This is a genomic window from Tessaracoccus sp. MC1756 (assembly GCF_014164735.1).
In the GTDB taxonomy this organism is placed as follows: domain Bacteria; phylum Actinomycetota; class Actinomycetes; order Propionibacteriales; family Propionibacteriaceae; genus Arachnia.
This window is the reverse complement of the sequence record NZ_JACJFZ010000001.1, coordinates 916811-929856: the sequence shown is the minus strand read 5'-3', so window position 1 is coordinate 929856 and position 13046 is coordinate 916811. Positions and strand designations below refer to the sequence as shown.

Annotated in this window: 16 protein-coding genes; 4 read left to right on the top strand and 12 right to left on the bottom strand. The window is 66.1% G+C overall.

Annotated elements, in window-relative coordinates:
* Positions 1-7: 7 nt before the first annotated feature.
* The 3 genes from nucS to H5393_RS04320 are packed head-to-tail and all read left to right on the top strand — an operon-like array spanning position 8 to position 1748.
* Positions 8-700, top strand: coding sequence for an endonuclease NucS (gene nucS / locus H5393_RS04330; RefSeq protein ID WP_182763512.1), 693 nt, complete (start codon positions 8-10; stop codon positions 698-700).
* Complete coding sequence (locus tag H5393_RS04325; protein ID WP_182765589.1) at positions 700-972, top strand: hypothetical protein; 273 nt, start codon at positions 700-702, stop codon at positions 970-972. Before nucS ends, H5393_RS04325 begins: the two co-directional genes overlap by 1 nt.
* Positions 969-1748: an alpha/beta fold hydrolase gene (locus tag H5393_RS04320; protein WP_182763514.1), complete on the top strand. Its 780-nt coding sequence runs from the start codon at positions 969-971 to the stop codon at positions 1746-1748. The genes H5393_RS04325 and H5393_RS04320 overlap by 4 nt, the downstream gene beginning before the upstream one ends.
* Here the strand turns inward: H5393_RS04320 and H5393_RS04315 are convergent.
* The 3 genes from H5393_RS04315 to H5393_RS04305 all read right to left on the bottom strand — a co-directional run bounded on the left by H5393_RS04315 (position 1720) and on the right by H5393_RS04305 (position 4676).
* Positions 1720-2502: a sulfite exporter TauE/SafE family protein gene (locus tag H5393_RS04315; protein WP_182765588.1), complete on the bottom strand. Its 783-nt coding sequence runs from the start codon at positions 2500-2502 to the stop codon at positions 1720-1722. The genes H5393_RS04320 and H5393_RS04315 overlap by 29 nt on opposite strands.
* Positions 2503-3933: an MBL fold metallo-hydrolase gene (locus H5393_RS04310; RefSeq protein WP_220488158.1), complete on the bottom strand. Its 1431-nt coding sequence runs from the start codon at positions 3931-3933 to the stop codon at positions 2503-2505.
* 71 nt (positions 3934-4004) lie between these two features.
* Positions 4005-4676 (bottom strand): peptidylprolyl isomerase, encoded by a 672-nt coding sequence (locus H5393_RS04305; RefSeq protein WP_370585922.1) that lies wholly within the window; start codon positions 4674-4676, stop codon positions 4005-4007.
* A gap of 27 nt (positions 4677-4703) precedes the next feature.
* Here H5393_RS04305 and H5393_RS04300 point away from each other — a divergent pair, with 27 nt between their 5' ends.
* A complete protein-coding gene (locus H5393_RS04300) occupies positions 4704-5306 on the top strand; it encodes a cob(I)yrinic acid a,c-diamide adenosyltransferase (protein WP_182763516.1) in 603 nt (200 codons plus the stop codon).
* A 31-nt stretch (positions 5307-5337) separates the two neighbouring features.
* Here the strand turns inward: H5393_RS04300 and H5393_RS04295 are convergent, their stop codons facing one another.
* The 9 genes from H5393_RS04295 to atpB form a co-directional block, all read right to left on the bottom strand.
* Positions 5338-5796, bottom strand: coding sequence for a DUF2550 domain-containing protein (locus H5393_RS04295; RefSeq protein WP_182763517.1), 459 nt, complete (start codon positions 5794-5796; stop codon positions 5338-5340).
* Positions 5797-5884: 88 nt separating this feature from the next.
* A complete protein-coding gene (locus H5393_RS04290) occupies positions 5885-6295 on the bottom strand; it encodes a F0F1 ATP synthase subunit epsilon (protein WP_182765587.1) in 411 nt (136 codons plus the stop codon).
* Positions 6296-6299: 4 nt separating this feature from the next.
* Complete coding sequence (gene atpD, locus H5393_RS04285) at positions 6300-7751, bottom strand: F0F1 ATP synthase subunit beta (protein ID WP_182765586.1); 1452 nt, start codon at positions 7749-7751, stop codon at positions 6300-6302.
* Positions 7752-7759: 8 nt separating this feature from the next.
* Positions 7760-8674: a F0F1 ATP synthase subunit gamma gene (locus H5393_RS04280; protein WP_182765585.1), complete on the bottom strand. Its 915-nt coding sequence runs from the start codon at positions 8672-8674 to the stop codon at positions 7760-7762.
* A 6-nt stretch (positions 8675-8680) separates the two neighbouring features.
* A complete protein-coding gene (gene atpA, locus H5393_RS04275; protein WP_182763520.1) occupies positions 8681-10318 on the bottom strand; it encodes a F0F1 ATP synthase subunit alpha in 1638 nt (545 codons plus the stop codon).
* 23 nt (positions 10319-10341) lie between these two features.
* Complete coding sequence (locus H5393_RS04270; RefSeq protein WP_182765584.1) at positions 10342-11139, bottom strand: F0F1 ATP synthase subunit delta; 798 nt, start codon at positions 11137-11139, stop codon at positions 10342-10344.
* The gene (locus H5393_RS04265) at positions 11136-11666 is read right to left on the bottom strand and encodes a F0F1 ATP synthase subunit B (protein WP_255436321.1); all 531 of its coding nucleotides are present in this window, start codon (positions 11664-11666) and stop codon (positions 11136-11138) included. Before H5393_RS04265 ends, H5393_RS04270 begins: the two co-directional genes overlap by 4 nt.
* 17 nt (positions 11667-11683) lie before the next feature.
* Positions 11684-11902 (bottom strand): ATP synthase F0 subunit C, encoded by a 219-nt coding sequence (atpE, locus tag H5393_RS04260; protein WP_076058514.1) that lies wholly within the window; start codon positions 11900-11902, stop codon positions 11684-11686.
* A gap of 56 nt (positions 11903-11958) precedes the next feature.
* Complete coding sequence (atpB, locus tag H5393_RS04255) at positions 11959-12759, bottom strand: F0F1 ATP synthase subunit A (RefSeq protein ID WP_370585921.1); 801 nt, start codon at positions 12757-12759, stop codon at positions 11959-11961.
* Positions 12760-13046: the final 287 nt, after the last annotated feature.

The window sequence follows — 13046 nt, the reverse complement described above, 5'->3', positions numbered from 1 at the left end:
TGGTCGGGTGCGTTTGGTCATTGCGAGGTGCCAGGTTGATTACGTGGGCAGGCTGACCGCCCACCTCCCCCTTGCTACCCGGCTCATCCTGGTGAAGGCTGACGGGTCGGTCTCTATCCACGCGGATGACCGCGCCTACAAGCCGCTCAACTGGATGAGCCCGCCGTGCACCATGCAGATCACGCAGCCGGATCCGGAGGCCTCCGAACGGCTCGGGATCACGGAAGTGTGGCAGGTGCGCGCCAAGGACGGCGACACCCTGCACATCTCCATCGCGGACGTCCTGCACGATTCGGCGCACGAACTCGGAATCGACCCCGGCCTGCAGAAGGACGGTGTGGAGGAGAACCTCCAGGCCCTGCTCGCTGAGCACCCCGGCACGCTGGGCGAAGGCCTCAAGCTCGTGCAGCGCGAATACCTCACGCCCATCGGCCCGGTGGACCTCCTCCTGCGGGAAGGCACCGGCTACGTCGCCGTCGAGGTGAAGCGCCGCGGCGAGATCGACGGCGTGGAACAGCTCACCCGCTACCTCGAACTGATGAACCGCGACCCCCAACTCTCCCCCGTACGCGGCATCTTCGCCGCCCAGCAGATCAAGCCGCAGGCCCGGACGCTCGCCACCGACAGGGGCATCGAGTGCCGCCTGATCGACTACGACGCACTGCGGGGTCTCGACAACGTCGACGAGCGGCTCTTCTGATGGGTCGGCGCCCCTCCAAGCACCTGCGGGCGCCGCGCCCGCTGCTCTCCGGCGGCTCGCAGCGCAGGGTGAGGAAGGGGGGCGTCAGCTACATCGTGCGCGACGTCCCCGCACAGCGGGCGGAGAAGGAGTACCGCTGTCCCGGCTGCCAGCAGACGGTCGCCTCCGGCACCGCGCACGTCGTCGCCTGGCCTGAGAACGGCTCCTACGGGCTCGACACGGGCATCGAGGCCCGACGACATTGGCACACACACTGCTGGGGACAGGCATGACGAACCAACTGCACCACCTCACCATCGGCTCCGGGGAACACACAGCAGTGTTCCTGCACGGGCTCTTCGGTCAAGGCAAGAACTTCGGCTCCATCGCCACCGGGCTGACGGGCGTCGCCACCAGCTACCTGGTGGATCTCCCCAACCACGGCCGCTCGCCGTGGACGGAGACGTTCTCGCTGGACAACCAGGCCGCAGAGGTCGCCGAATGGCTCCACCAGTCGTTCGACGAGCCCGTCGCACTCATCGGACACTCGCTGGGCGGCAAGATCGCCATGCGCGTCGCCCTCCAGGCGCCGGAACTGGTCGAGAAGCTGATGGTGGTGGACATCTCACCCGCCCGCAACGTGGAGGCGGCCCAGTTCGTCAACCTGGTGGCGGCACTACGCTCACTCGACCTGGCTGAAGTGCACAGCCGCACCCAGGCCGAGGAGGCCCTCGAGGAACTCATCCCGGACCGGACGGTGCGCCGCTTCCTGCTGCAGAACCTGCACCACAAGGACCACGTGTGGTTCTGGCTGGCGAACCTGGACCTGCTGGCAGATTCACTCCACGCGGTGGGCGGCTGGCCCCACATCGAGGGCGAGTTCGACGGGCCGGTGTTGTGGGTGACCGGAGGCCGCTCCCCCTACTGCCTGCCTGAGCATGAGGCGCCCATGCAGGCGCTCTTCCCGAGGGTGCGTCAGGTGACGGTGAGGAACGCCGGGCATTGGGTGCACGCCGATGACCCGGAGACCTTCACCAGCATCACCCGGATGTTCCTGACCCAGAACTGAGGAGCGGCGGCACTTCCTGGCTGAGCACGAAGATGCCCATCGCCAACACGAAGATGCCGAACCCCTTGCGCAACGCCTTCTCCGGAACCATCCGGGTCAGGCGGGCACCGATGAGCGCCCCGACCATGGCCGTGGCGCTCACTCCCAGCACGAGCGGCCAGTCGATGCTCACCGTCGTCAGGTAGCCGGCGAGGCCCGCGAACGACTTCATCGAAATCACCAGCAGCGACGTGCCCACGGCCACGGACATGCGCAGGCCCCCGAGCAGCGCCAGCGCAGGAACGACCAGGAACCCGCCCCCGGCGCCCACCAGACCGGTCACGGCGCCGACGACGAGGCCCTCGAGCACGATCTTCGCCACCGGGAGATGGTCGCGCTCCTTCGTCGTCCCTGCTTTTCGGCCGCGGATCATGGCCACCGAGGTGGCGATCATCATCAACGCGAAGAGCAGCATCAGCACGAAGCCCGGGATGCGGCCCCCGGCCAGACCACCGGCGAACGCACCGGCCATGCTGGCCGCGCCGAAGACCAGGCCGGTGCGCCACTGCACGTTGCCGGCGCGCGCGTGCGCGAAGAGGCTCAGCATCGAGGTGGCACCCACGATGAACAGCGAGGAGGCGATCGCCTCCTTGGGCCCCATGCCGGCGACATAGGTCAGCAGGGGCACGGTGAGGATGGACCCGCCGCCGCCGAGGAGGCCCAATGAGAGCCCGACGGCGACGGCGAGGACCAGTACCAGGACTGTGGTGACCACCTAGTTGGCGGCTTCCTGGTAGGCCACCCACCCCAGCCAACTACCGTCCAACTCGGCCACGTCATAGCCCTTCCGACGCAGGGCCGAGGCGGCCACGGAGTTGCGGACCCCGCTGCGGCAGTAGGAGACGATCCTGCCGTCGCGGGGCAGCTCGTCCAGATGCCACAGGACGCGGCCGCCGCTCAGCTGGTACGAACCGTCGATGGCGCCCTCGGCGTGCTCGGTCTTGTTGCGGACATCCAGCAGCATGTCGCGCTCGTAGGACGCGAGCTCGGCCGGCTGGACCACCGTCGGGGTGTACATGGGCAGCCCATCGAGGCTCGTGGTGTAGCCAGCGACCTGGTCGATCCCGACGCGCATGAGGTGCTGCCGGTAGGCGTTGGCCTCGTCGCGGTCCGACGCAAGGAGGACCAGGGACGCTGTGTCGGTCTCGGGATCGTAGACCCAGGAGCCGTAGGTGGCGGACTTGTCCAGGCCGGGCACGTTCACGGAGCCCTTCACCGTCCCGCCATGGACCTCGTCGTGCGGACGCGTGTCGACGAGGATGACCTCCCCGTCGCCGATCTGCGCCGCCAGGGACGCTTTGTCCAGTTCGGGGAGTTCGGCGAGCGGGTGGCCCAGCACGGCCGGTCCGCTCCGGTTCTGACGCTTCATCCGCCCGAAGTAGGCGTGCGCGTCGGGCTGGCCGTCGAGGAGCTCATAGACGAAGCCCTGCTCGTCGTCGGAGGCCAGGAAGGGTGCCCACCAGGCGTAGGTGCGCTCGTAGCCCACCGTGGTGGACGGCAGCGCGCCGAGCGCCTTGCCGCAGGCGCTGCCCGCGCCGTGGGCCGGGTAGACCTGCACGTGGTCGGGGAGCTGGAGGAAGACGTTCTTGAGGCTGGCGAAGAGCTGCCTGGCGCCACCGAAGCGGGTGTCGACTCCGCCGGCGGCCTCGTCGAGCAGGTCGGGGCGGCCGAGGTCGCCGGAGAAGACGAAGTCCCCTGACAGCAGGTAGCCGGGGTCGCTGGCGAAGGCGCCGTCTGTGACGAGGAATGACAGGTGTTCGGGGGTGTGGCCCGGGGTGTGACGGGCCTCGATGGTGATGTTGCCGATGGTGATGGTGTCGCGGTCGTAGAGGCGCTCACCCTCGAAGTCGTATTGCCAGTCCTCGCCGCCCTCACCTGAGACGTAGATCGTGGCGCCCGTGGCGGCGGCAAGTTCGCGGGTGCCGGACAGGTAGTCGGCGTGGATGTGGGTCTCGGTGACGGCCACGATCTTCATGTCGTGCCGGGCGGCCAGCTCGAGGTACTCGTCGATGTCGCGTCGGGGGTCGACGACGACGGCGGTGTTCTCCGCCTGGCATCCGATCAGGTAGCTGGCCTGAGCGAGATCTTCGTCGTAGAAGCGATGCAGCAGCATGGTGATCTTCTCCTCGTGGGTCTGTGATGACACCACCCTAACAGATACCCCCGGGGGTATCCATAACACCGACGAAGTCCGTTGTCAGGTCACTGAACAGTGAATCAGCCGAGCGTGACGGCGGTGATCTTCGCCTCCGCGATGGGCGAGGTCTGGTCCCCCGCGTCCACGCCCTGGGCCGCGATGCCGCCCACCACATCGATGCCGGCCTGGTCCATGGTGCCGAAGACCGTGTAATCCGGCGCCAGCTGCGAATCCGCATAGACCAGGAAGAACTGCGAGCCGTTGGTGTCCGGGCCCGCATTGGCCATAGCGACGGTCCCCGTCGGGTAGGCCGCCTGCCCCAGGTCCTTGACGGGCTCGAGCTCGTCGGCGTAGCTGTAGCCCGGCCCACCCATGCCCGTGGCCGATGGGTCGCCGCACTGCAGCACGAAGATGCCGTAGTCCGTGAGGCGGTGGCACACGGTGTCGTCGAAGTATCCCTGCTCCGCGAGCGAGACGAACGAGTTGACGGTGCACGGGGCCTTGGCCCGGTCCATCGTGATGGTGACGTCACCTGCCGTCAGCTCGAGTGTGGCGGTCACCTCGCCCTGCGTCGGCACCCCTGTGGTGGCTGGCGCATCGACGGCCTTCGCGGGCTCCCCCGCGCTGGGGTACTCGCAGGTGGTGGTGTTCTCGCCCGAGACCGGACCTGTGTTGGTCTGGTTCGCGTCGGTACAGGCGGAGAAGGAAACGAGCGCGGCCGCGCTCAACATGGCAAGGGCTCGAATACGCACGGCTTCACTCTGGCATAGATTGGGACCATGGTCACACTCTCGAAGATCTATACCCGCACCGGCGACGCGGGCACCACCCGCCTGTCAGACAACTCCGAAGTCCGCAAGACCGATCTGCGCGTCGAGGCCTACGGGCACACCGACGAGGCGAACTCCGTCATCGGTGTGGCCGTCGCCCTCGGAGGGTTGCCGGATCGGGTGGTCGAGATGCTCGCCCTCGTCCGCAACGAGCTGTTCGACGTGGGCGCGGACATCTCCAACCCGCTGGACCCGGACCCCAAGTGGCCCCCGCTGCGCATCGAGCAGCCCTCGATCGACCGTCTCGAGGCGTACTGCGACGAGCTCCAAGAGGACCTGCCGGTCCTGCGCAGCTTCATCCTCCCCGGTGGGAGCCCCTCGGGCGCGCAGCTCCATGTGGCCCGCACGGTTGCCCGCCGCGCAGAGCGGGCGGCGTGGGCCTGCGCCGAGGAACACGGCCTGGACGTCGACGGCGGGGTGAACTCGCTGGCGATCAAGTACCTCAACCGCCTCTCGGATCTGCTGTTCATCATGAGCCGCGCCGCCAACGGCACGGAGCATGAAGTCCTCTGGGTACCGGGAACTGACCGCGAGAAGCCGGCGCGAGCCTGACTGCGCCCGGTTTTGGCGAGGCCCCGGAAGATCAGGGGGGCGAATCCGCCGAGGTCGGCAGGTAGTTGGAGCCGGGCGGGGCTGACTCGAGCCAGCTCATCAGTGCCAGCACCTCGTCGCGTGCCATGGAGAGCGACGACGTCGAGCCGGTGAAACGGTCGCGCACCGTGACGATCATGGAGTCCTCGAACAGCGCGATGGCCTCCAGGCCCGCCGGCTGACGCTGGTGCACGTACGCGGTGGCGACGCGGGGGAAGACCCGTTTGGGGCGCAGGTTCAGGGAGAAGGCCCGGAACCATTCGAGGTTCTCGCCCCGGTACCTCCCCATGCCGAGCACCCACCCGGAACCGGGGGTCTTCTCGTTGATCTGATAGGCGCAATCAAAAAGACCGCCTTGGCCAGTGAGCCAGCGGCGGCGGAGGTAAAGCAGCGCGAACGGGAGCAGGACAATGGCAATCACCATCAACGTTGTCCATACGATCTCCCACATCTGCCGGTCTCCTTTCCGCTGCGGGACTTCCCAAGTATGCACTCAGGGCAGCCCCCCGATGGAGGACCGCCCTGAGTGGTGGGTGCTTCTAGTTGCTGGCCGCTCGTTCGCCTGCGCGAACCTGGGCCTTGAGCATCTTGAGCCGGTGGATCTCGGCGTCGTCGGCCTGACCCTGCTGGGCCCTCAGGACGAGCGGCGCGAGTTCCTTACGGGCCTCCTCCAGACTCACCTCGTGACCGAGCGTGGCGAACTGCGCCAGCACCGACACGTGGCCGTGGGCCACCGAGATGAACCCGCCGTCGACCATGAGCGACTCGCTGGCGCCCTCTGCGGTCACGATCTCGACCATGGACGGCTCGAGGACCGCCAGCAGCGGTTCGTGACCGGGCAGGATGCCGATATCGCCCTCGACCGTGCGCGCGATGATGTTGACGGCGTCGCCGGACCAGACCACGCGGTCTGCCGACACGACCTCGACATGCAGCGGTGCGTGCTCCATGGACTCAGCTTTCCTTCTGCATGCGGTCCCAGTTGGCCATGACGTCATCCATGCCGCCGACATTGAAGAACGCCTGCTCAGCGATGTGGTCGACGTCACCGTTGCAGATCATCTGGAACGACTCGATCGTGTCGGCCAGCGGCACCGAGGAGCCCGGGATGTTCGTGAACTTCTCGGCCATGTAGGTGTTCTGCGACAGGAACTGCTGGATGCGACGCGCGCGGTTCACGATGATCTTGTCCTCTTCGGACAGCTCGTCGATACCGAGGATGGCGATGATGTCCTGCAGTTCCTTGTTGCGCTGCAGGATCTGCTTCACGCGCACCGCGGTGTCGTAGTGCTCCTGGCCGATGTACTGCGGGTCCAGGATGCGCGACGACGAGGTGAGCGGGTCCACGGCCGGGTACAGACCACGCGAGGCGATCTCACGGGAGAGTTCCGTGGTGGCGTCCAGGTGGGCGAACGTGGTGGCCGGGGCCGGGTCGGTGTAGTCATCGGCCGGCACGTAGATGGCCTGCATCGACGTGATGGAGTGACCCTTCGTCGAGGTGATGCGCTCCTGGAGCTGCCCCATCTCGTCGGCGAGGTTCGGCTGGTAACCCACCGCGGAGGGCATGCGCCCCAGCAGCGTGGAGACCTCGGAACCGGCCTGCGTGAAGCGGAAGATGTTGTCGATGAACAACAGCACGTCCTGGTTCTGCACATCGCGGAAGTACTCCGCCATGGTCAGGGCCGACAGGGCGACGCGCAGGCGGGTGCCCGGCGGCTCGTCCATCTGGCCGAAGACGAGCGCGGTGTCCTTGAGGACTCCCGCCTCTTCCATTTCGTTGATGAGGTCGTTGCCCTCACGGGTGCGCTCCCCCACGCCGGCGAACACCGAGGTGCCACCGAAGTTGTGGGCGATGCGGTAGATCATCTCCTGGATGAGGACCGTCTTGCCGACGCCCGCACCACCGAAGAGGCCGATCTTGCCGCCCTTCACGTACGGGGTGAGGAGGTCGAGGACCTTGATGCCCGTCTCGAGCATCTCGGTGCGGGACTCCAGCGCGTCGAACGCGGGGGCCGCACGGTGGATGGGCCAGCGCTCGGTGATCTCGATCGACGAGGGGTCGACATTGAGCACGTCACCGGTCACGTTCCAGACGTGGCCCTTGGTCACGTCGCCCACGGGCACCGTGATGGCGTCGCCGGTGTCCGTGACCTCGGCCCCACGGCGCATGCCGTCGGTGGGCTTCAGTGCGATGGCGCGCACCACGTTGTCGCCGACGTGGAGGGCGGTCTCCATGGTCATGGTGCGCTTCTCGCCCATGACCTCGGTCTCAACGGTCAGTGCATTGCCGATGGCCGGGATCTGGTCAGCCGCGAACTCGACGTCCACGACGGGGCCGATGACGCGGGTAACGCGGCCGACACCACCGGTGGTGGCGGGCTGCGTGTCGCTCACAGTGGCAGTCATTTGTTACCTCATTCGTTTCCGGCTGATTCCGCCAGCGCCGAAGCGCCGCCGACGATCTCAGTGATTTCCTGTGTGATGCCCGCCTGGCGAGCCTGGTTCTCGGCGCGGGTCAGCTTCTCGATGAGCTCCTGCGCATTGTCGGTGGCCGACTTCATGGCGCGCTGGCGGTTGGCCAGCTCGGATGCGGCCGACTGCAGGAGCGCCGTGTGGATACGGTTCGCGACGAACAGCGGCAGGAGCCTGTCGAGCACTGTGCGCGCATCGGGCTCGAACTCGTAGAACGGGTGGGTGTCCTCCGCGCTGTCGACGTAGTCGCTCGGGGCGTCCTCGACGACCAGCGGAAGCAGTCGAACCGCAACGGCGGTCTGCGTCATCATCGAGACGAAGCGCGTACCGACGATGTGCAACTGGTCGACCCCACCCTCCTCGTAGGGGCGCAGGAAACGCTCGATGAGGACATCGGCGATCTCCTTGGCGTTGGCATACGTGGGACGATCCGAGAAACCCGTCCACGACTGCTCGATGTGACGGTTGCGGAAATCGAAGTACGCCACACCTTTGTTGCCCGTGATGTACTGGACGTTCTCCTGACCCTCCTGGATGATCTTCGCGTGCAACTGCTCGGCCGCCTTGATGGCATTGGTCGAGTAGGCGCCTGCGAGACCACGGTCAGAGGTGATCAGCAGCATCGCGGAACGACGCGGCTTCTCCACATCGCGCAGCAGCGGGTGGTCGAGATCCTCCACGCTGGCCAGGGCCGATACGGCCTGGGTCAGTTCGCGGGTGTACGGGGCCGCAGCTCTCGCCGCCTGCTGCGCCTTGACGACGCGGGAGGCGGCGATGAGCTCCATGGCTCGGGTGATCTTCTTGGTCGTCGATACGGATCGACGACGCTGGCGAAGCTCACGCAGACTGGATGCCATGCTCTATCAGCCCCGCTTCTGGCGCACGATCGTCGTCTGGGCGATGTCCTCGTCCTCGAGCGGCTTGTGCTCCTCGCGGCCGACGAGCAGCTTGCCCTCGGACGTGCGGAAAACCTTCTTGAACTCACCGATCGCCTGGACGGTGGCTGCCTTGCGGTCGTCGCCGAACTGGAAGTCGCCGGCGATGTCGGTCAGCACCGACGAGTTGTGACGCAGGTAGTCGAGCAGTTCCTGCTCGAACCGCAGCACATCATCGACCGGTACGTCGTCGAAGTGACCCTCGATACCCGACCACACGGAGATGATCTGGTCCTCCACCGGGTACGGCGCGTACTGGCCCTGGCGCAGCAGCTCGGTGAGGCGGGCGCCACGGTCGAGCTGGCGGCGGGTGGTCGCGTCGAGGTCCGAGGCGAACATGGCGAACGCCTGCATGTCGCGGTACTGGGCCAGGCTCAGCTTCAACGAGCCGGACACCTGCTTCATGGCCTTCACCTGAGCGGCGCCGCCGACTCGCGACACCGACACGCCGACGTCGACCGCCGGGCGCTGGTTGGCGTTGAAGAGGTCCGACTGGAGGAAGATCTGGCCGTCGGTGATGGAGATCACGTTGGTCGGGATGTAGGCCGACACGTCGTTGGCCTTCGTCTCGATGATCGGCAGACCGGTCATCGAGCCGCCACCGAGCTCGTTCGACAGCTTCGCGCAACGCTCCAGCAGACGGGAGTGGAGGTAGAACACGTCACCGGGGTAGGCCTCGCGGCCCGGGGGACGACGCAGCAGCAGCGACATCGCACGGTAGGCCTCGGCCTGCTTGGTGAGGTCGTCGAACACGATCAGGACGTGCGCGCCCTGGTACATCCAGTGCTGGCCGATGGCCGAACCGGCGTAGGGCGCGATGTACTTGAAGCCCGCGGGATCTGACGCCGGTGCGTGCACGATGGTGGTGTATTCCATCGCGCCGGCTGCCTCGAGCGTGCCCCTGACCTCGGCGATCGTCGAGCCCTTCTGGCCGATGGCGACGTAGATGCAGCGGACCTGCTTCTTCTTGTCACCGGATTCCCAGTTGGCCTTCTGGTTGATGATCGTGTCGATCGCGATGGCGGTCTTGCCCGTCTTGCGGTCGCCGATGATCAGCTGACGCTGGCCACGGCCGATCGGGATCATCGCGTCGATCGACTTCAGACCGGTCTGCAGCGGCTCGCGCACCTCCTGACGGTCCATGACGCCTGCGGCCTGCAGTTCGAGAGCGCGGCGTCCCTCGATGCCGCTGATCTCGCCGAGACCGTCGATGGGGTTACCCATGGCGTCCACGACGCGGCCGAGGTAGCCGTCGCCGACAGGGACCGAGAGGACGTCGCCCGTGCCGTGCACGGTCGAGCCTTCGTTGATGCCTTCGGAATTGCCCAGGACGACGACGCCGATCTCACGCTCGTCCAGGTTGAGGGCGATGCCGAGGGTGCCGTTCTCGAAGCGCAGCAGTTCGTTGGCCATGGCCGAGGGCAGGCCCTCGACGCGGGCGATGCCGTCGCCCGAGGAGACGACAGTGCCGACCTCGGTGCGGCCGGCGGCCTTGGGCTCGTACGCCTGCACGAAATCGTCCAGGGCGTTGCGGATCTCGTCCGGACTGATGGTGAGTTCAGCCATGTCGTCCTACTCTTTCTTAGGATTCAGAAGGTGGTGAGCTGCCTGCGGGCATCTTCGAGCCGTGCAGCAACGGTTGATTCGATTACGTCATCGCCGATGACCACGCTCATGCCGCCGAGCACAGCGGGGTCGACCTCGATCTGCAGGTTGACGGGACCGCCCACCTGCCTCTCCAGAGCGGACTTCAGGCGGGCGACACGTTGGGGGTCGAGCGGCCGTGCGACCGTGACCAGGGCCATCTCTTCGCCTGCGATCTCGGCACCCATCTCCACGTACGACTTCGCCGTGAGGGCGAAGGTGCGCTTGCGGGCCTTTGCCGCGCGCGATGCGAGCATCGCGGTGGCGGGGTGGACCTTGCCCGAGACGAGCCTGTTGATGAGGTCGCGTTTGCCTTCCAGCGGATACTGCGCGTTGCGCAGTGCTCCGGCCAGTTCGCGGTTCGCATCCACGGTCACGGACAACTGGTAGAGATCACCCGTGACGTCGTCGATGCGACCCTCGCGGTGCGCACTGCGCAGCACCAGGCGAATGCCCTGCCGCTCGAGAGCGCCGACCAGCCTGTTACCGCTGTTCCACGAGTGCTTGACGATCGCCACGACGACGTCGAGCGCCGCCTGCGAGATCTTCCCGCCGAGCAACCGCTCGGCGAGGTGCGCACGGTTGGCGTCGGAGGCTGAAGGATCCGAAAGGCTTCGACGCAGCGTCGGCTGACCGTCGAGCAGATCGACGACGGCGAACAACTCTTCCGCGGTGCCGGCATCAGTGCTGATGCCGTCCACCTCGGAGTCGAGCGCAGCGTAGGCAACGTCGCGGGCCGTCATCGATCCGATCCTGCCGTCTCGAGCTCAGCCAGGAAACGATCGATGGTGCGTATGGCACGCTCGTCGTCCGTGAGGGACTCACCGACGATCTTGCCGGCGAGAACGGTGGCCAGGCCGCCGACCTCACCGCGAAGATCCTGAACCAGCTGTGAACGCTCCGCCTCGAGCTGCGCACGGCCCGACTGCAGAATCCGCTGAGATTCCTTGCCGGCCTTGTCGCGAGCCTCGGCGAGGATCGTGGCGGACTGGTTCTTCGCATCCTCGCGGATACGGGCGGCTTCCTCACGAGCAGCATTGAGCTGGTCGTTGTACTCAGCGAGCGCAGCTTCGGCCTTCGCCTCCGCGGCTGCAGCGCGTTGCATGCCACCTTCGATCTTGTTCGAGCGCTCTTCGTACATCTTCTCGAATGCCGGAACGACAACCTTCCACATGATGAGGAAGATGATCAGCATCAAGCCGATGCCCGCGAACACCTCCGACCAGTGGTGGGGTGCAAGGGGCCCAAGGATGTCTTGCGCCCCTTCCAAGGGGACCACAGGATGCCTCAGAGAACGAACGCGAGAGCGATGGCGATGATGGCGAGAGCCTCAACAACGGCGAAGCCGATGAAGGCGGTGCTCATCATGGCGCCACGGGCCTCCGGCTGACGGGCAGTGCCGTTGATGACCGACGCGAAGATCCAGGCAACGCCGAGGGCGGGGGCGATCGTGGCGATCGCGTAACCGATCATGTTCAGGTTGCCGGTGATTTCGAGGAGGGACATGTGTTTCCTTTCGGATGACTACCCAGGCGGTCGACCTGGGGAGGGTTTTCGGTGCTTTAGTGCGCCTCGGCGATCGAGGTCGACACGTACTGGGCGGTGAGGACGGTGAAGATGTAGGCCTGCAGGGCGCCGATGAACAGTTCCAGCAGCATGATGATGAGGCTGAAGAGGATCGAGACGCCGCCGGAGATGTTGTAGAACAGGTTGTCCTGCTGTGTGAGGAGCCAGCCGCCGCCGACCACGAACACCATGACTACGAGGTGGCCCGCGAACAGGTTGGCGAAGAGACGCAGGGCCAGCGTGATGGGGCGCGTGATGAACGTGGCCAGGAATTCCAGCGGAATGACCAGCGGCAGCAGGTACACCGGCACGCCGTCGGGGACGAGCGCCTTCTTGAGGAAGCCGCCGAAGCCCCACTTGGCGAAGCCTGCGCCGACGTAGACCAGCCAGGAGAGGATGGCCAGGCCATAGGCGTAGCCGACGTTGGAGAACGCCGGGTACATGAAGAAGAAGAACTGGCCGAACCAGTTGTTCACCAGCAGGAAGGTGAAGAGGCCGAGCAGGTACGGCAGGAACTTGCGGAAGTCAGAGTGCAAGATGTCGCGCGCGATGCCGTTGCGGACGAACTCGTAGAGGTACTCCGCGAAGAACTGACCCTTCGTGGGCCGCACCTTCAGCTTGCGGGACGCAATCACCCACAGGGTGATGACCAGGAGGGCGCCGATGACCGCCTGGAGGAGGGGCTTGTTGACCCAGTCGGGGAGGACGCCCGGCATGATGGATCCCCAGAGGAAGTCCTCGGTGCCAGGTGGCTCGTAGTCGCCGCCGGTCTCCAGCGGAAGAAGGCCCAGAGTCACGTACCACTCCCATATCGTTTGATGATCAGATACAAGCTACTGACAAGTCCTACGATGAGTCCGAGTGGCAGTAACCATGTTGTCTCGAGGAAATGATCACCGACCCACCCGAGGCCCCCGTAGAAGATCAACCCTGCGAGGATGTAGGCGAGAACGGCCATGCCGTCCTCATGCCCGGTGGGGCCAGAACGCTCTGACCCGTCGCCTGGCGTAGGTGAAGTGCCCATAACGTGGTTGAGCCTAGCGGAAATAGCAGGTTGTTACACATCGGGAACTCCCTGTCCCAA